The organism is Stenotrophomonas oahuensis (assembly GCF_031834595.1).
Taxonomy (GTDB): domain Bacteria; phylum Pseudomonadota; class Gammaproteobacteria; order Xanthomonadales; family Xanthomonadaceae; genus Stenotrophomonas; species Stenotrophomonas oahuensis.
The window spans coordinates 2,638,768-2,655,403 of record NZ_CP115541.1 but is presented as its reverse complement, the minus strand read 5'-3'; the positions used below and the strand labels follow the sequence as shown (position 1 = coordinate 2,655,403).

The following is a 16,636-nucleotide window of genomic DNA, read 5'->3' as shown; positions in this document are numbered from 1 at the left end:
CGCTACCGCTTCTTTTTATCCTTGCTCGCCACCACCACCGGTTTGGTGGCGGGCTTGGGGGTCGGCCGGGCCTGCGGATTGCCCTTGGCCACACGGATGCCGTTGGCCTTCATCCAGGCGTCGAACTCGTCAGCGCTCATGCGCTTCTTGCCGTCGCTCATGTGGAAGCGGTAACTGCCGCGCCCGTCCAGCTCCGGCGTTTTCAACTCCACCACCTTGTCGGTGACCGGCGGGGTCGCCTTGGCCGCCTGTTTGTGGCCGCCGCAGGCGGTCAGCACGACCGCCGGCAACAGCAGGCAGGCCCCGCGCAGCAGCGGGCGGAAAGATTGAACGATGAACATGGCACTTCTCCCGGTAGTGGTCAGTCTGTAAAAGCAGGCCGTCCATTGCCCGGTGGTGCGCCCGCTCCCCAGCGGGCCACGCACTAGATGTCAGCCCCGGCACCTCCGGCCGTGGCGTACAACAGTTCAAGGTCGTGTGGCTGCAGTTCGCGCCAGCCCCCTTTGGCAAGCGTTCCCAGTTGCAGCTGGCCTATCCCCACTCTGATCAAACGCAGAACGGCGATATCGAAGGCCGCCAGCAGACGCCGGATGTGGCGGTTGCGGCCCTCTTCCAGCACGACTTCCAGCCAGGCGGTCTTCTCGCCGCTGCGCAGCAGCCGCACCTGGCGGGCGCGCAGGAACTCGCCGCCGTCTTCAACGCCGGCGCACAGGGCCGCCAGCTGGTCGGCAGAGGGAATGGCGTCGACCTGCACGTGGTACGTCTTGTCCGGGCCGGTCGTGGGGTCGGTCAGACGCGCCGCCCACTGCGGGTCGTTGCTGAACAACAGCAGGCCTTCGCTGGCCTTGTCGAGCCGTCCCACCGGTGCCAACCAGGGCAAGCCGGCACCGTCGAAACAGCGGTACACGGTGTCGCGGCCGCGCTCGTCCTGGACGGTGGTGACCAGTCCGCGCGGCTTGTTGAGCATGAGATGGATGCGCCGGGCGCTGCCCAGCGGCTGGCCGTCCACCTTGATCTGGTGGCGGCCATCGACGATCGGAAATTCGGGGTTGTTGATGGTGCGCCCGTCCACCGTCACCCGGCCGTCGGCGATCCAGCGCGCGGCCTCGGTGCGCGAGCACACGCCCGCTTTGGACAGGACCCGCGCCAGACCATGGCGTGGCGCGGTAGTCGGCGCGGCAGTGGGGCGGCGGGTCGTACGCATCGCTCTGTCGCGCGCGGCGACTTACTTCTTGTCCGGCTTGGTCTCGGCCGCCGGTTCAGCTGCCGGAGCTGCAGCAGCGGCCGGAGCCGGACGTGCCTTGACCACGCGAACGCCACGCGCCTTCATCCAGGCGTCGAATTCCTCGGCGGTCATGCGCTTGCCGTTCTGGCTCATGTCAAAGCGCCACGGGGTGTTGTCGAACTCGGTCTTGGGCTTGTAGGCCGCCGGATCGTTCGGGTTCACCGCCGGCGCACCCGGCATCGCCTTGGCGATGTTCTGGCAGCCGTCGATGCGCAGGCGCTGCAGTGCACGGTCTACCGACTGCTGCTGCTCGAAATTGGGGGTGAGTACACCGGAGGGCATGCCCAGCTGGGTGCTGCGGATGGCGAACTCATCGGCCACCGGCGCGATGGCCGTCGCCGGCAGCGGCAGCGGCGAGGCACTGGTGGCCTGGGCGGAGCAGTCCACGGCGGCGTGAGCGGCAGGAACCAGGGCCAGGCCGAGCGCGGCGGCCAGTGCGATACGCAGCATGGGATGCATCCAGTAAGAGGGTCGACGCGTCGAGTTTAACAGCGACGAAACGCCTTACAAGATCCGACATTCAATGAATACGGCAACGCATTGAATTTTTTATCGATTTCCCACCCAGCGCACAAAAAAACAGGGCCCGGCAATGCCGGGCCCTGCTTCTGAACCTTTACGTCAGAACTTAGTTCTGGACGTTCAGCTCGGTACGACGGTTCTTGGCGCGGCCTTCCGGGTTGTCCGAACCATCCGGGTTGGTGTTCGGAGCAATCGGACGCGACTCGCCGTAACCGATCGGGCCGACCAGACGCGAAGCAGCAACGCCGTTGCTGGTCAGGTAGTCGTACACAGCGGTTGCACGACGCTCGGACAGCTTCTGGTTGTACTCGTCGGTGCCCTTCGAGTCGGTGTGGCCAGCGACTTCAACGCGCAGATCCGGGTAACGCACCAGAATCTGGGTGGCTTCGCTCAGGATCGCCACGGCGTCCGGACGCAGGGTCGACTTGTCGAAGTCGAAGTTCACGCCCTTCAGGTCGATCGACACCGGCACCGGGCAACCGTCCGGACCGATGGTCTGACCCGGCTGCGAGTTCGGGCACTTGTCGTCGCAGTTGTTGACGCCGTCACCGTCGTCATCCAGGTCGGCGCAGCTCGGCGCAGCCGGCGGCGGCGGAGCCACAGCGGCAACCGGAGCCGGACCCAGCGGGATCACGACGCCGACCGAGGCCAGCAGGTCGCCGAACCAGCTTTCGTCACGGCCGTTCAGGGTCGGGTTGTAGCTCTTGTCATCGAAGTCACCGCGGTAGCCGACTTCGGCACGCACGGCCACGGCCTTGTCGAAGGTGGTCTGCAGACCGACGCCGACGATGGCGGAGAAGTTGCCGTCCTTGCGCTCACCCAGCACCGGGCCCGGCTGCGAGAACTCTTCTTCCGACTTCTGGTAGCCCACGCCGAAACGCAGGTAGGGGTTCCAGCCGCGGCCTTCCTGGATGAAGTGGTAGCGCGCGGAGATGTCGCCGCCGTACTGGCTCCAGTTCAGATCCTGGTTGTCGTCGAAGTTCGGGTTCTGGTAGTTCAGCTCACCGTCCAGCGACCAGTTCGGGCTGATGAACTTGCCCAGGCCCAGGGTGACGAACGGAGCGTCATTGGTCCCGCGGTCGCTGTCCTGGAAATTGAAACCCGCCGAACCGGTCAGGTACCAGCGGTCATCGAAGTCCTGCGCGGACGCAGCCTGGGCCATGGCCAGACCGCCCAGCAGCGCGGCAGTAAGGATCTTCTTGTTCATGTAATACAGCTCCTAGTTCGGGGGTATGAAACCGGTAGAGGCATGGTCCAGCGCTATTGCGTCGTTTCAGACTGCGGGTTCAGCACGCCACCGCCGCGAACATTATGCTCAGGGGAGTGAAGGTGATGTTAACAGTCACATAACATGTGAAGACGACCGCCAGACCTCTACCCGGCCCAGCAGCGGGCACCCTATACAGCTTTATGAAGTTGCGCAAGACCCAGCAATAACAAGGGTTTTGCCACTTTTCCAGAGTTTTCAAGGGCTCGCCACAGTAAATCGTGCAGTTGCACGTTGTGCGCTTATTCAGCGCATCAACAGGTTTCCCGGCAGTCGTATGATGAATACGATTTTCCCCTGCCGGAGCTGCCATGAAAGCTGTTGTTCAGGAACGCGCCCTGCCGATCGACGACCCGGCCTCGCTGTCGGACATGAACGTCCCGGCCCCTGGTCAACCCACCGGACATGACCTGCTGGTTCGGGTGCTGGCGGTATCGGTGAACCCGGTGGATGCCAAACAACGCCGCGCCCCGCGCACGGACGAGGCGCCTCCCCGCATTCTCGGTTTCGACGCGTCCGGTGTGGTGGAAGCGGTGGGACCGGACGTGACCGCCTTTGCTCCGGGCGATGAGGTCTATTACGCCGGTGATGTCACACGCCCCGGCTGCAATGCGCAATGGCAGCTGGTGGACGCGCGCGTGGTGGGGCGCAAGCCGACCACGCTGGACTTCGCCGACGCCGCGGCGCTGCCACTGACCACGCTGACCGCGTGGGAACTGCTGTTCGACCGCATGTGCCTGCGCTTTGACGACAGCCGCCACCGCGGCCAGGTGCTGCTGGTGATCGGCGGTGCCGGCGGGGTCGGCTCGATGGCGATCCAGCTGGGCCGCCACGCCGGGTTCACCGTGGTCGCCACCGCCTCCCGCCCGGCGTCGGCCGACTGGTGCCGGGCGATGGGCGCGCACCATGTCATTGACCACCGCCAGCCGCTACCGCCGCAGCTGCAGGCGTTGGGGATCGCGGCGGTGGATGCCGCTTTGAACCTCGCTGACACCGACGCCTATTGGGAAGTGCTGGGCGAGCTGCTGGCCCCGCAGGGTCGCGTGGGCCTGATCGTGGAGCCGCGCGGCCCGTTGCGCATTGGCGATCCCTACAAGGCCAAGTGCATCAGCATCCACTGGGAATTCATGTTCGCGCGCGCACGTTTCGGCACCGCCGACCTGATCGAACAGCATCGCATCCTGAACCGGGTGGCCAGCCTGGTCGATGCCGGCGAGCTGCGCAGCACCGCGCACACCGCACTGGGCACGATCAACGCGGCGAATCTGCGTGAGGCGCACCGGCAACTGGAGAGTGGCAGCGTGATCGGGAAGCTGACCTTGGCCGGGTGGGATTGATGCGTGGATCACGACCAACGGTCGTGATCTACCGGGCCACATGATCGACCGCATCCACGTTCGGCCGGCCCCCATGATCAACCGGTAGCCCACGACCGTTGGTCGTGGGCACGGGCCTATTGCACGCAAGGCCCTTTCGCGGCACCCTGCGCGTCTTCCGTACGCAAGCGTATCTTCATGTCGCCAGCCGCCGAGACTTCCGCTTACCCTCACCTGTTCAGTCCGCTGGATCTGGGCTTCACCCAGCTGCGCAACCGCGTGCTGATGGGCTCGATGCACACCGGCCTGGAAGACCGGGCGCGCGACTTCCCGCGCCTGGCGGCCTATTTCGCCGAGCGCGCTGCCGGCGGCGTCGGCCTGATCGTGACCGGCGGCTATGCGCCGAACGTGGTGGGCTGGCTCAAGCCGTTCGGCGGCAAGCTGTCCTGGCCGTGGGAAGTGGGCCCGCACCGCCAGCTGACCCATGCTGTCCACGAGCACGGCGGCAAGATCTGCCTGCAGCTGCTGCATGCCGGCCGCTACGCCTATCACCCCTTGTCGGTGGCCCCTTCAAAGAAGAAGGCACCGATCAATCCGTTCACTCCGCGTGCCTTGTCCGCACGTGGTGTGGAGCGGCACATCGCCGACTACGCGCGCAGCGCGCGGCTGGCCCGCGAGGCCGGCTACGACGGCGTCGAAGTGATGGGCTCGGAAGGCTATCTGATCAACGAATTCATCGCGCCGCGCACCAATGCGCGCAGTGATGCCTGGGGCGGGGATGCCGCCAAGCGGATGCGTTTTGCGGTGGAAATCGTGCGCCGCATCCGCGAAGCGTGTGGGCCGGATTTCATCATCATCTACCGACTGTCGCTGGTCGACCTGGTGGACGACGGCAGCAACTGGGAAGAGATCGTGCAGCAGGCCAAGGCGATTGAGGCAGCGGGAGCCACGCTGATCAATTCCGGCATCGGTTGGCATGAAGCGCGTGTCCCCACCATTGCCACCTCGGTGCCACGCGCGGCCTTCGCCGGCGTTACTGCCAAGCTCAAGCCGCATGTGCAGGTGCCGGTAATCGCCACCAACCGCATCAACATGCCTGATGTCGCCGAACGCATTCTGGCCGACGGCAATGCCGACATGGTGTCGCTGGCTCGGCCGCTGCTGGCGGACCCGGAATGGGCGAACAAGGCCCGCGCCGGTCGCGCCCATGCGATCAACACCTGCATCGCGTGCAACCAGGCCTGCCTGGACCATGTGTTCGAGAACAAGACCGCCAGCTGCCTGGTCAACCCGCGGGCCGTGCATGAAACCGAGCTGGTGTACCGCCCTACTCCGACCCCGCGCAGGGTTGCGGTGGTCGGTGCCGGGCCGGCAGGCCTGGCCTGTGCCACGGTGGCCGCCGAGCGCGGCCACGCGGTCACCCTGTTCGACGCCGGCAGCGAGATCGGCGGACAGTTCAACGTGGCCAAGCGCATTCCGGGCAAGGAAGAGTTCCATGAAACCCTGCGCTACTTCCGCCACAAGCTGGAAGAAACCGGCGTGGACGTGAAGCTGGAGACCACGGCCGACGTGGCCACCCTCGCCGATTTCGACAGCGTGGTCGTCGCCACCGGCATCACCCCGCGCCAGGTGGAATTCCCCGGTGCCGACCATCCCAAGGTGGTCACCTATCTGGACGTGCTGCTGGGCAAGGTCACGGTAGGAAGTGAAGCCGCGATCATCGGTGCCGGCGGCATTGGATTCGACGTGGGCGAGTTCCTCGTCCACGAAGGACCATCACCGGCACTGGACCCGGCGCGCTGGATGGCCGAATGGGGCGTGGACCCGAGTTTCGAGGCGCGCGGCGCGCTGGCCCGCCCGCAGCCGGAAGCACCCGCACGCAAGGTCTGGCTGCTGCAGCGCAGCCCTGGCAAGCCCGGCGCACGGCTGGGCAAGACCACCGGCTGGATCCATCGCGCCACCCTGAAGGCAAAGGGCGTGAAGATGCTCGGCGGGGTCGAGTACCTCGGCGTGGATGACAGCGGTCTGCACATCCGCGTGGACGGCCACGAGCAGACCCTGCCGGTGGATCACGTGGTGATCTGTGCGGGCCAGGAGCCGCGTCGCGATTTGCATGCGGCATTGCTGGCTGCCGGTGTGGACGCACATCTGATTGGAGGCGCGGACGTCGCCGCAGAGCTGGATGCCAAGCGCGCCATCAACCAGGGAAGCCGGTTGGCGGCGACGTTGTAACGGGGCCGTTCCACGCACGACCAGCGGTCGTGCGCTACCGTTCGATCGGTAGGTGACGACCGTTGGTCGTCACCTGAATGCGAGTTCCGACACCCGCTACGAACCTGAATGTCAAGCCTTTCGGTTCAGGATACATTGGGAAATACCCCCCTATCGTGCGCCAACTTTCCCGCTCACCACCCAGTTCGAGTGAGCGTGCGGCCCCCACGATCTTTCGGGAGCCGCCAACGGGCGGCCCCGATGGCCGCCTCCCCATGACGCCAAGCAGTACCCTCGCCGCCGTCCGCCCGATCGGATGGCCCAGCCAGGTGCGGCCCATACGGAGCAAGGAGTTTTATGAAACTGGCCTGGATTCTCTGGCTGTCGCAGTTGTTGCCGCAGCCGGCCGCCGATTCGTTGTGCCTGAGCACGACCGTCTACCTCGAAGCGCGTGACCAGACCCTGCGCGGCCAGCAAGCCGTGGCAGAAGTGGCCCTGCGCCGCCTGGACAGCGGCCTGTGGGGCGACTCGATGTGCCAGGTGGTGACCGCGCGCAAGCAGTTCGCCCCGACCATCGTGGCTCCCGGCACCCAGCTGGGCAACACCGATGCCTGGGAAGAAGCGATGACCGTGGCCTTCGACGCCGAGCGCAACTGGGCGCTGCCGGTGGGCGAGCGCAAGGAGATCGTGCCCGGGGCCAGCCATTTCGCCGCGCTGGCCATTGCCAGCCCGAGCTGGCGCAATGCCTACCAGGTGGCCACGATCGGCGATCACACCTTCTATAAGGTGCAGAGCCTCAAGCCCCGCCAGTCGTAACAATCTGTTTTGGGCGCGCCGTTGCCGCGCGCCGCCGGCTCCGCGATAGTGGTGGTTTCCACCATCGATCCACCCTGGAGTCCGCATGAAGCTGTACAGCAAGCCCGGAGCCTGTTCCACCGCCGACCACATTGCCCTGCAGTGGACCGGCCAGCCGTTTGAAGTGGAACTGCTCGACAAAGACACGATGAAGGCCCCCGCGTTCCTGGCGATCAATCCGGCCGGCGCGGTGCCGGCGCTGGTCGACGGAGACTTCGTGCTGACCCAGAACGCGGCGATCATGGGCTACATCGCCGACTCCTTCCCGCAGGCCGGCCTGGCCGGTGACGGCAGCCCGCGCCAGCGCGCCGAAGCCGCCCGCTGGCTGTCGTTCGTCAACTCCGACGTGCACCCGGCGTTCTCGCCGCTGTTCGGGCCGGGCAAGTTCATTGCCGACGAAGGTCAGTACGACGCGATCCGCGCCGCCGCGCGCAAGCGCCTGCGTGGTCTGTTCGAAACCGCCGACCGCCAGCTGGCCGACAAGCCGTGGCTGGCCGGCTTCCGCAGCGTGGCCGACCCGTACTTCTACATCACCCTGCGCTGGGCCACCGGTGCCAACGTGGACCTGGTCGGGCTGGACAACGTGGCCGCGTTCAAGACCCGGATGGAAGCCGATGCGGGTGTGCAGGCGGCGTTGAAGGCTGAAGGTCTGGCCTGACGGTCACACGCACACGTGTACAGCCACGCCCTGCGTGGCTGTTGCGGTCAGACGGCATGCGGCAGCCACGCAACGGCAGCGGGGCAAGCCCCGCTCTACGCGTCGACGGGTTGGCCCTGCAGCAAGGCGCGGGTTTCTTCCATCCAGCGATTGGCCAGCGCCGGGCTTTTCGATTTGGAGACGGCTGCCGCCATTTCCGGCCACAGCTTCTCCAGGCTGGCCGCATCGGTGCAGCGTTCGATCTTGAGCTGCATGAAGTAGCCCTTCAGGCCCAGGTGCCGGCGCACCGACTCGCTCATCCAGTCATACAACTGCTTGTACAACGCCGGGTCGTGTTCGCGCCCGGCAGTCAGCGAACGCGGCGCGGCCGCCGCCAATGCGCCGCCGACCACTTCAATCAGGCCCATCGCCTGCAGTTGCGCCAGCGCATCGTCTGGCGCGCGCAGGCCCGGCAGCATGCCGGTCAGTTCGTCGTCATCGCGCAGGCCGTCAACCATCAGCAGAATGGAGCGCAGTCCCGGCGGCAGTTTGCGCGCACGGTCTTCGATTTCCTGACGGCCAGCGGCCGTCTTGGCATGAATGAACGCCATGTAGTCCCCCCTGTCACTCAGTGCAGCTGCGGGCGGGACCGGATTGAACCCGCGGCCACGCCACGCCCCCTTTGTGATGCCCCGATGCTACGCGCACCGGGCCCCCACCACATTGGAAGCTTAACCGACGTTCATGATCAGAGGTGCTGCATCGCAGCACCCCCCGTATCGACCAACGGTCGATACCTACCGCGGCGCATCGGTAGGTGCCGACCGTTGGTCGGCACGCCCTTACCGGCCCAGCGCGCGCCGGATCTCGTCCAGGGCTCCCGGATCATCCAGCGTCGACAGATCGCCCGGATCGCGTTCTTCGGCCAGCGCCTGCAGCGAACGTCGCAGCAGCTTGCCCGAGCGGGTCTTGGGCAGCGCATTGACGATATGGATGTGCGCCGGACGCGCCACCGCCCCCAGCGAACCGGTCACCCGCTGCATCATCTCGGCCACCACTGCGCTGCCATCGCCGACGACCGCCTGCTTCAGGGTGACGAACACCAGCGGCACCTGACCCTTCAGTTCGTCCTTGACCCCGATCACCGCCGCCTCGGCCACCTGCGGGTGCCCGGAAATGCACTCTTCGATCTCGCGCGTGCCCAGCCGGTGACCGGCGACGTTGATCACATCGTCGGTGCGGCCCAGAATGAAGGTGTAACCGTCCTCGTCGCGGATCGCCCAGTCCAGCGAGCTGTACAGCAGCTCCTTGAAATGGCTGAAGTAACTCTGCAGGAAGCGGTCGTCATCCTTCCACACCGTGCTCATGCAGCCCGGCGGCAGCGGCGGCACCATCACCAGCACGCCCTTCTGCCCTGGCTCGACTTCCGCACCGGTGTTCTCGTCGATCACCTTCATGCGGTAGCCGAGATTGGGGAAGCCTGGCGAGCCGAAGCGCACCGGCTTCAGGTCCACGCCGGGCAGCAGGGTCAGCGCCGGCCAGCCGGTCTCGGTCTGCCAGTAGTTGTCGATGATCGGCTTGCCCAGCGCATCGTTGATCCAGTGCGCGGTCGGTTCGTCCAGTGGCTCTCCGGCCAGGAACAGGTACTTCAACGCAGCCAGGTCGTGCCGTTTGATGAAGTCGGCATCGTGCTTCTTCAACACGCGGATGGCGGTGGGCGAGGAAAACATCGTGCGCACGCCGTATTGTTCGCACAGTGCCCACCAGATGCCTGGATCGGGACTGGTCGGCAGCCCTTCGTACAGCAGCGAGGTGCAGCCGCCGATCAGCGGGCCGTAAACATTGTAGGAATGACCCACCGCCCAGCCCACGTCCGAGGTGGAAAACATCACCTGACCCGGCGCGCAGTCGAACACCGTGCGCATCGACTGCGCCATCGCGACCGCATAGCCACCGACGTCGCGCTGCACGCCTTTGGGCTTGCCGGTGGTGCCGGAGGTGTACAGCAGATAGCTGGGTTCGTTCGCTTCCAGCCACACCACCGGCACGTCCTGGTCGCCGACCTCGGCGCGCAGCGTGTCGTAATCGACGTCGCGGCCCGGCACCTTCGGCTCGGCCGGATCCAGCCCGCGCGAGACGATCAGCACGTGCGGCGGCGGCGACTGCGCTTCGGCGCAGGCCGCATCCACCATCGCCTTGTACGGAATCACCTTGCCGCCGCGCTTGCCGGCATCGGCGGCGATCAGCAGCCTGGGTTGGGCATCGTCGATGCGCAGCGCCAGGTTGTGTGCGGCGAAGCCACCGAACACCACCGAGTGGATGGCACCGATACGCGCGCAGGCCAACATGGCGAACACGGCTTCGGCCATGTTGGGCATGTAGATGACGACGCGATCACCCCGCTGCACGTCCAGACGCTGCAGCACCGCGGCGAACGCATTCACTTCGCGGTACAGCTCGCGGTAGGTGATCTCGCGGGTGACGTTGGTTTCGGTGGAAATGGCAACCAGCGCGAGCTGGTCCGGCCGATCCACCAGGTGCCGGTCGACCGCGTTGTAGCAGAGGTTGGTTTGACCGCCGACGAACCAGCGCCGGAACGGTGGGGTGCTGTAGTCCAGCACCTGTTCCGGCTGCCTGTGCCAATAGATGCGCTGGGCTTCCTCGGCCCAGAACGCCTCAGGTTCCTCAACGGAGCGTTGGTACAGCTCTTCGTAGCGCATGACAGCCCTCCCAGACAAAGTCATGGGGTCGAGCATAGTCCGATGGGGTGCGTGTCACTGCACGACCTTGGTCGTACGCGCCGGCCGTTCAGCCCGCGCTACTTGGCTTCGGTCACGACGTCGCACTTGGCCTTGCCGCCTTCCTCTTTGGCGCAGTACTTGCGCGCAGCGCGGCGGGCCTGGCCAGCGGTCTTGCCGTCGGACGCATACAGCTTTCCACTCTCTGACCGGGCAATGGCGGCATGGTCCAGCGTGTAGACAAAGACGAAGCAGTCCGGCTCGTTGCCGCACTGTTCCAGAACCCCATTGCGCGCGTCCCGCCGGCGGCGCGCTTCACGCCAGGCGTAGCCCTTGTCCTGGGCGCTGTTGTAGCCCAGCGCGTGGAAATACCAGTACCGTGCGGCTCCGCCACTGCCCGCCGCGACCACCACGTCACAGGGCGCGCCCTGGGATGCCATCACGCACTGGTACGTGGCCAGCTCTGCCGTTTCCCCCCAGCCGATCACGTCAGTGTCGGACGCCGCCATGTAGTAATGGTCGCTGTAGAAACTGACCGCAACGCAGTCGCTGCCGCAGCTCCTTCGCACATCGGCCAGCGCGTTGTCGGCATTGGGATGATTCCATGCCGAAGACAAACCGCGCGTGGTGGGATTCAGTGCGATCGCACCGGCCAACCAGGTGCACTGTTGCTGGAACACCGGCTGATTGCCGTTCACCATGCCAACCACGACGTTCTGGCAGGACTGGTATGCAAGGGCCTTTCCGGAGAATCCGCACGCGGCCAACACTACAAGCAGCAAGAACCCGATCCGATGGGTCATTTGATCATCCCTGATTTTCGAAGAATGCGCATGATAGTCATCCCATCCTGCGCTCGATAGTGCCAGTTCCGACGCGGTCAGAAGCCTGGCGTGGAGTGCACGGACACAGCGGCACCGCTCAGGGGATGCGCGAACCGCAAGGCGCAGGCGTGCAGATGCACGCGCGCGGCGGGCTGCGCGCCATACAGCACGTCCCCCACAATCGGGTAGCCCAGGCTGGCCATATGCAGCCGGAGCTGATGACTGCGGCCCGTCACCGGTTCCAGTTCGACCCGGGTCCGCCCGGCCACTTCGTCGCGACCCAGCACCGTCCAGCGCGTCAGCGCCGGTTTGCCGCGTTCATGGTCCACCTGCTGCTTCGGCCGGTTCGGCCAGTCCACGATCAGCGGCAGGTCCACTTCGCCGGCCTCGCCATCCAACAGCCCCTCCAGCACTGCCACATAGCGCTTGTGCACCTGGCGCTGCGCGAACTGCGCCGACAGCGCCGCCTGCATGGCCTTGCCGCGTGCGTGCAGCAGCAGCCCCGAGGTGACCTGGTCGAGCCGGTGCACGGTGAGCGCATCCGGATACAGCACCTGCAGCCGGGCCACCACGCAGTCCTGGTTTTCCGGCGTACGCCCGGGCACGGACAGCATGCCGGCGGGCTTCTCAGCCACCAGCAGGGCATCGTCGGCGTAGTGCAGATGGATCATGTCGATTCAGGGGTCCATAACAGAAACGGGGAGGCCGAAGCCTCCCCGTAGAGCGCGGTAGGCGACGACCGTTGGTCGTCGCTCCGGAACCGCTATCAGCCCAGCAGGTGGGCGACGCCGGCGCGCTCTTCTTCCAGCTCGGCCAAGGTCTTGTCGATATACTTCTGGCTGAAGTCGTCGACCGGCAGATCCTTGACCAGGGTGTATTCGCCATTCTGGGTGGTCACGGCGAAGCCGAAGATCACGCCTTCCGGAATGCCGTAGGAACCGTCGGACGGCACGCCCATGGTGACCCACTTGCCGTTGCTGCCCAGCACCCAGTCACGCACGTGGTCGATGGCGGCATTGGCGGCCGAAGCGGCCGAGGACGAACCACGGGCTTCAATGATGGCCGCACCGCGCTTGCCCACGGTCGGAATGAAGGTGTTGGCGTTCCATTCCTGGTCGTTGATGGCCTCGGCGATGGACGCGCCGTCGGCGGTGGCGAAGCGGTAATCCGGGTACATGGTCGGGCTGTGGTTGCCCCACACCACCAGCTTTTCCATGCCGGCGACCGGCTTGCCGAGCTTGGTCGACAGCTGGCTCAGCGCGCGGTTGTGGTCCAGGCGCAGCATGGCGGTGAAGTTGCGCGGGTTCAGGTCCGGAGCCGACTTCATCGCGATGTAGGCATTGGTGTTGGCCGGGTTGCCGACCACCAGCACCTTGACGTCACGCTTGGCGACCTTGTTCAGCGCTGCGCCCTGGGCGGTGAAGATCTTGGCGTTTTCCAGCAGCAGGTCCTTGCGCTCCATGCCCGGGCCGCGCGGACGCGCGCCGACCAGCAGGGCGATGTCGGCGTCCTTGAAGGCCACTTCGGCGTCGTCGGTACCGACCATGCCGGCCAGCAGCGGGAAGGCGCAGTCTTCCAGTTCCATCATCACGCCCTTCAGGGCGGCCTGGGCCTTTTCAACCGGCAGTTCGAGGAGCTGCAGGATGACCGGCTGGTCCTTGCCGAGCATTTCGCCGGAAGCGATGCGGAACAGCAGGGCGTAGCCGATCTGGCCGGCGGCGCCGGTCACGGCAACACGAACAGGTGCTTTCATGGGGATTTCCTCTGCTAAAAAGCGAAAAAACGTAGTGGGAGAAGGCCGCCGGGCGGGGATGACCTGGCGGGGCGGCCGCAGACATGAAAACGGCCCCCGTCAGGGGGCCGTTGGAAGCATCAGGCGGCGAGGATCTTGTTCCACTCCGCGACGCGTTCGGCCTGGGCGGCCAGCACGGCGTCGGTGTCGCCTTCCAGGGTGATCGAATGGATCACGTCGCCCTGCTTGACCGAATCGACGATGGCCTGGCCTTCCAGGACCTGGCCGAACACGGTGTGCTTGCCGTCCAGCCAGTCGGTCTTGATGTGGGTGATGAAGAACTGGCTGCCGTTGGTGTTCGGACCGGCATTGGCCATCGACAGCGAGCCGATCTGGTGCTTCACGCCGTTCTTTTCATCTTCGAACTTGTAGCCCGGACCACCGGTGCCCTGCCCCTTCGGGCAGCCACCCTGGATCATGAAGTCGGCGATGACGCGGTGGAAGATCAGGCCGTCATAGAAGCCGCGCTTGACCAGGTTCACGAAATTGGCAACGGTCAGCGGAGCCTTGTCCGGGTACAGCTCGACCTTGATCGGGCCCTGGGTGGTGTCGAAGGTGGCGATGAGGGACATGTGGATCCTTGAATATTCGGGGGTGTTTCAGCCCCGTGATTCTACACCCCTCCGTGCCCGGACGGCCTTCGACGATGAGTGAAGGCCTCCGTAGAGCCACGCCCTGCGTGGCTGCCCCAGCCGGGACCGCGAAGCCACGCAGGGCGTGGCTCTACGGGGTAGATGAATGCGCGGAAGGGGGCTTTTCGCGTTTGGCCCTGAAAGCAGTATAATGATGGACTTCATTTTTCAACTTCCGGCGCCGACTGGCCCCCTTTCGCATGTCCATCGAAAATCTTCGCAACATCGCCATCGTCGCCCACGTCGACCACGGTAAGACCACCCTTGTCGACCAGCTGCTCAAGCAGTCCGGCACGCTTTCCGAGCGCACCGTGCTCGCCGAACGCGTGATGGACAGCAATGACCAGGAAAAGGAGCGTGGCATCACGATCCTGGCCAAGAACACGGCCATCACCTGGGAAGACAAGCGCACTGGCGTCAAGAACCGCATCAACATCGTCGACACCCCCGGACACGCCGACTTCGGCGGCGAAGTCGAGCGCGTGCTGTCGATGGTCGACACCGTGCTGATCCTGGTCGACGCGATGGACGGCCCGATGCCGCAGACCCGCTTCGTGACCCAGAAGGCCTTCGCGATGGGCTTCAAGCCGATCGTCGTGGTCAACAAGGTCGACCGCCCGGGCTCGCGTCCGGAGTGGGTGATCGACCAGGTGTTCGACCTGTTCGACAAGCTTGGTGCCACCAATGAGCAGCTGGACTTCCCGATCGTCTACGCATCGGCCCTGAACGGCTATGCCGGTCTGGAAGACAGCGTGCGCGACGGCGACATGACCCCGCTGTACGAAGCGATCATGCAGCACGCGCCGAAGCCGGAAGTGGACCCGGAAGGTGCCTTCCAGATGCGCATCAGCCAGCTGGATTACAACAACTTCGTGGGCGTGATCGGCATCGGCCGCATCCAGCGCGGCACGCTGAAGAAGAACATGCAGGTCGCGGTGATCGATCGCGAAGGCAAGAAGCGCAACGGCAAGGTCGCGCAGGTGCTGGGCTTCCTGGGCCTGGAACGCATCGAGCAGGAAACCGCTGAAGCCGGTGACATCGTGGCCATCTCGGGCATCCCGGAGCTGACCATCTCCGACACCATCTGCCACCCGGACACCCCGGAAGCGCTGCCGGCGCTGACCGTGGACGAGCCGACCATCTCGATGACCTTCCAGGTCAACAACTCGCCGTTCGCCGGCAACAAGGACCTGTCCGGTGGCAAGTTCCTGACCAGCCGCCAGATCAAGGACCGCCTGGACCGTGAAAAGGTCCACAACGTGGCCCTGAAGGTCGAACAGCTGGATGACGCCGACAAGTTCCTGGTCTCCGGCCGTGGCGAACTGCACCTGTCGGTGCTGATCGAAAACATGCGTCGCGAAGGCTATGAACTGGCCGTGTCGCGCCCGGAAGTGATCATCAAGGAAATCGACGGCCAGCAGATGGAGCCGATCGAACAGCTGGTGGTGGACGTGGAAGAAGTGCACCAGGGCGGCGTGATGGAAAAGCTGGGCACCCGCAAGGGCCAGCTGAAGAACATGGAGCCGGACGGCAAGGGCCGCGTGCGCCTGGAATACTCGATCCCGGCCCGTGGCCTGATCGGCTTCCAGAACGAATTCAAGACCCTGACCCAGGGTTCGGGCCTGCTGTTCCACGTGTTCGACCACTACGGTCCGAAGGAACAGGGCGCGATCGCCAAGCGCATCAACGGCGTGATGATCGCCAATGCCCCGGGCGTCACCCCGGCCTACTCGCTGGGCCCGCTGCAGGAACGCGGCAAGCTGTTCGCCGCTGAAGGCGACAACGTGTACGAAGGCCAGCTGGTCGGCATCCACTCCAAGGACAACGACCTGACCGTCAACGCGATCAAGACCAAGCCGCTGACCAACATGCGCGCTTCGGGCAAGGACGACGCGATCCAGCTGACCCCGGCGATCAAGTACACGCTGGAACAGGCACTGGACTTCATCGAGGACGACGAACTGGTCGAAATCACCCCGAAGGAAATCCGTCTGCGCAAGAAGTTCCTGACCGAAAGCGACCGCAAGAAGGCGTCGCGCGCCGGTTGATCGGACCTTTGTCGTGACCGACAAGCCCTACAACCCGGATCCGCATACGCATCCGGGTCTTCATGTGATCGCCTTGCTGGAAGCCGGCAAGGCGGCACTGGCGCTGCTGGCGGCGACCGGGCTGGAAGTGCTCGGCCCGCAGCCACTGCGCGATGGGGTCAACGCCCTGATCCGGCGTTTCAGTCTGGACCCGGATCACGGCACCCTTCCCTCGCTGCTGAACATGATCAGCCCCGACGCGGTGCATCTGGCCGCAGCGGCCATGGTCGCCTACGGCGTCCTGCATCTGTTCGAAGCGTGGGGCCTGTGGCGGGCCAAGGCCTGGGCCTCCTGGCTCGGCTGTGTGACCGCCGGCATCTACCTGCCCTTCGATATTTACGCCATCCTCCGCCACCCCGGCTGGGCCTCGTGGACGGTGCTGGTCATCAACCTGATCGTGGTCGGGGTACTCGCCCGCGACCTGCGCAAGCGTCACTGAGTTGCCAAGCGCGGCAACCGCTGGTTAGCCT

Annotated in this window: 16 protein-coding genes and 1 pseudogene; 6 read left to right on the top strand and 11 right to left on the bottom strand. The window is 65.4% G+C overall.

Annotated elements, in window-relative coordinates:
• Positions 1-2: 2 nt before the first annotated feature.
• The 5 genes and pseudogenes from PDM29_RS11715 to PDM29_RS21060 form a co-directional block, all read right to left on the bottom strand.
• Positions 3-341 (bottom strand): hypothetical protein, encoded by a 339-nt coding sequence (locus PDM29_RS11715; RefSeq protein WP_311190317.1) that lies wholly within the window; start codon positions 339-341, stop codon positions 3-5.
• An 83-nt stretch (positions 342-424) separates the two neighbouring features.
• A complete protein-coding gene (locus PDM29_RS11710; RefSeq protein ID WP_311190316.1) occupies positions 425-1,204 on the bottom strand; it encodes a pseudouridine synthase in 780 nt (259 codons plus the stop codon).
• 21 nt (positions 1,205-1,225) lie between these two features.
• Positions 1,226-1,735 carry a hypothetical protein gene (locus PDM29_RS11705; protein ID WP_311190315.1) on the bottom strand — a complete coding sequence of 170 codons (510 nt, stop codon included), beginning with the start codon at positions 1,733-1,735 and terminating at the stop codon, positions 1,226-1,228.
• A gap of 178 nt (positions 1,736-1,913) precedes the next feature.
• The gene (locus PDM29_RS11700) at positions 1,914-3,014 is read right to left on the bottom strand and encodes an OmpA family protein (RefSeq protein ID WP_311190314.1); all 1,101 of its coding nucleotides are present in this window, start codon (positions 3,012-3,014) and stop codon (positions 1,914-1,916) included.
• Between the two features lie 201 nt (positions 3,015-3,215).
• Positions 3,216-3,272: pseudogene (locus tag PDM29_RS21060) on the bottom strand (KxYKxGKxW signal peptide domain-containing protein); the annotation flags it as partial.
• Positions 3,273-3,385: 113 nt separating this feature from the next.
• Here PDM29_RS21060 and PDM29_RS11695 point away from each other — a divergent pair.
• From PDM29_RS11695 to PDM29_RS11680, 4 genes are all read left to right on the top strand, one after another.
• Positions 3,386-4,411 carry a zinc-binding alcohol dehydrogenase family protein gene (locus PDM29_RS11695; RefSeq protein ID WP_311190313.1) on the top strand — a complete coding sequence of 342 codons (1,026 nt, stop codon included), beginning with the start codon at positions 3,386-3,388 and terminating at the stop codon, positions 4,409-4,411.
• A gap of 177 nt (positions 4,412-4,588) precedes the next feature.
• A complete protein-coding gene (locus PDM29_RS11690) occupies positions 4,589-6,622 on the top strand; it encodes an oxidoreductase (protein WP_311190312.1) in 2,034 nt (677 codons plus the stop codon).
• 336 nt (positions 6,623-6,958) lie between these two features.
• Positions 6,959-7,417 (top strand): cell wall hydrolase, encoded by a 459-nt coding sequence (locus PDM29_RS11685; protein ID WP_282298226.1) that lies wholly within the window; start codon positions 6,959-6,961, stop codon positions 7,415-7,417.
• Positions 7,418-7,502: 85 nt separating this feature from the next.
• On the top strand, positions 7,503-8,114 hold the full coding sequence (locus PDM29_RS11680) for a glutathione S-transferase N-terminal domain-containing protein (protein WP_311190311.1): 612 nt from the start codon (positions 7,503-7,505) through the stop codon (positions 8,112-8,114).
• Positions 8,115-8,209: 95 nt separating this feature from the next.
• On the opposite strand, the gene PDM29_RS11675 is transcribed toward PDM29_RS11680, so the two are convergent.
• The 6 genes from PDM29_RS11675 to PDM29_RS11650 all read right to left on the bottom strand — a co-directional run bounded on the left by PDM29_RS11675 (position 8,210) and on the right by PDM29_RS11650 (position 14,019).
• Positions 8,210-8,704, bottom strand: a complete 495-nt coding sequence (locus PDM29_RS11675; RefSeq protein WP_311190310.1) for a hypothetical protein — start codon at positions 8,702-8,704, stop codon at positions 8,210-8,212.
• A 231-nt stretch (positions 8,705-8,935) separates the two neighbouring features.
• Entirely contained in the window at positions 8,936-10,813 is a 1,878-nt protein-coding gene (gene prpE / locus PDM29_RS11670; protein WP_311190309.1) for a propionate--CoA ligase, read from the bottom strand.
• Positions 10,814-10,911: 98 nt separating this feature from the next.
• The gene (locus PDM29_RS11665; protein WP_311190308.1) at positions 10,912-11,532 is read right to left on the bottom strand and encodes a DUF4189 domain-containing protein; all 621 of its coding nucleotides are present in this window, start codon (positions 11,530-11,532) and stop codon (positions 10,912-10,914) included.
• Positions 11,533-11,711: 179 nt separating this feature from the next.
• Positions 11,712-12,326 (bottom strand): RluA family pseudouridine synthase, encoded by a 615-nt coding sequence (locus PDM29_RS11660; RefSeq protein WP_311190307.1) that lies wholly within the window; start codon positions 12,324-12,326, stop codon positions 11,712-11,714.
• A 95-nt stretch (positions 12,327-12,421) separates the two neighbouring features.
• On the bottom strand, positions 12,422-13,408 hold the full coding sequence (locus PDM29_RS11655) for a malate dehydrogenase (protein ID WP_311190305.1): 987 nt from the start codon (positions 13,406-13,408) through the stop codon (positions 12,422-12,424).
• Between the two features lie 119 nt (positions 13,409-13,527).
• Complete coding sequence (locus tag PDM29_RS11650; RefSeq protein ID WP_311190304.1) at positions 13,528-14,019, bottom strand: peptidylprolyl isomerase; 492 nt, start codon at positions 14,017-14,019, stop codon at positions 13,528-13,530.
• Positions 14,020-14,279: 260 nt separating this feature from the next.
• On the opposite strand from PDM29_RS11650, the gene typA reads away from it, so the two are divergent.
• Complete coding sequence (gene typA / locus PDM29_RS11645) at positions 14,280-16,127, top strand: translational GTPase TypA (RefSeq protein WP_311190303.1); 1,848 nt, start codon at positions 14,280-14,282, stop codon at positions 16,125-16,127.
• Positions 16,128-16,140: 13 nt separating this feature from the next.
• Positions 16,141-16,605, top strand: coding sequence for a DUF2127 domain-containing protein (locus tag PDM29_RS11640; RefSeq protein ID WP_311190302.1), 465 nt, complete (start codon positions 16,141-16,143; stop codon positions 16,603-16,605).
• Positions 16,606-16,636 lie beyond the last annotated feature (31 nt).

Coding starts and splice junctions, on each gene's coding strand:
- typA (WP_311190303.1), top strand. CDS start 14,280: ATGTCCATCGAAAATCTTCGCAACATCGCCATCGTCGCCCACGTCGAC.
- PDM29_RS11665 (WP_311190308.1), bottom strand. CDS start 11,532: ATGGTGAACGGCAATCAGCCGGTGTTCCAGCAACAGTGCACCTGGTTG.
- PDM29_RS11680 (WP_311190311.1), top strand. CDS start 7,503: ATGAAGCTGTACAGCAAGCCCGGAGCCTGTTCCACCGCCGACCACATT.
- PDM29_RS11695 (WP_311190313.1), top strand. CDS start 3,386: ATGAAAGCTGTTGTTCAGGAACGCGCCCTGCCGATCGACGACCCGGCC.
- PDM29_RS11710 (WP_311190316.1), bottom strand. CDS start 1,204: ATGCGTACGACCCGCCGCCCCACTGCCGCGCCGACTACCGCGCCACGC.
- PDM29_RS11675 (WP_311190310.1), bottom strand. CDS start 8,704: ATGGCGTTCATTCATGCCAAGACGGCCGCTGGCCGTCAGGAAATCGAA.
- PDM29_RS11690 (WP_311190312.1), top strand. CDS start 4,589: ATGTCGCCAGCCGCCGAGACTTCCGCTTACCCTCACCTGTTCAGTCCG.
- PDM29_RS11650 (WP_311190304.1), bottom strand. CDS start 14,019: ATGTCCCTCATCGCCACCTTCGACACCACCCAGGGCCCGATCAAGGTC.
- PDM29_RS11660 (WP_311190307.1), bottom strand. CDS start 12,326: ATGATCCATCTGCACTACGCCGACGATGCCCTGCTGGTGGCTGAGAAG.
- PDM29_RS11655 (WP_311190305.1), bottom strand. CDS start 13,408: ATGAAAGCACCTGTTCGTGTTGCCGTGACCGGCGCCGCCGGCCAGATC.
- PDM29_RS11715 (WP_311190317.1), bottom strand. CDS start 341: ATGTTCATCGTTCAATCTTTCCGCCCGCTGCTGCGCGGGGCCTGCCTG.
- prpE (WP_311190309.1), bottom strand. CDS start 10,813: ATGCGCTACGAAGAGCTGTACCAACGCTCCGTTGAGGAACCTGAGGCG.
- PDM29_RS11705 (WP_311190315.1), bottom strand. CDS start 1,735: ATGCTGCGTATCGCACTGGCCGCCGCGCTCGGCCTGGCCCTGGTTCCT.
- PDM29_RS11685 (WP_282298226.1), top strand. CDS start 6,959: ATGAAACTGGCCTGGATTCTCTGGCTGTCGCAGTTGTTGCCGCAGCCG.
- PDM29_RS11700 (WP_311190314.1), bottom strand. CDS start 3,014: ATGAACAAGAAGATCCTTACTGCCGCGCTGCTGGGCGGTCTGGCCATG.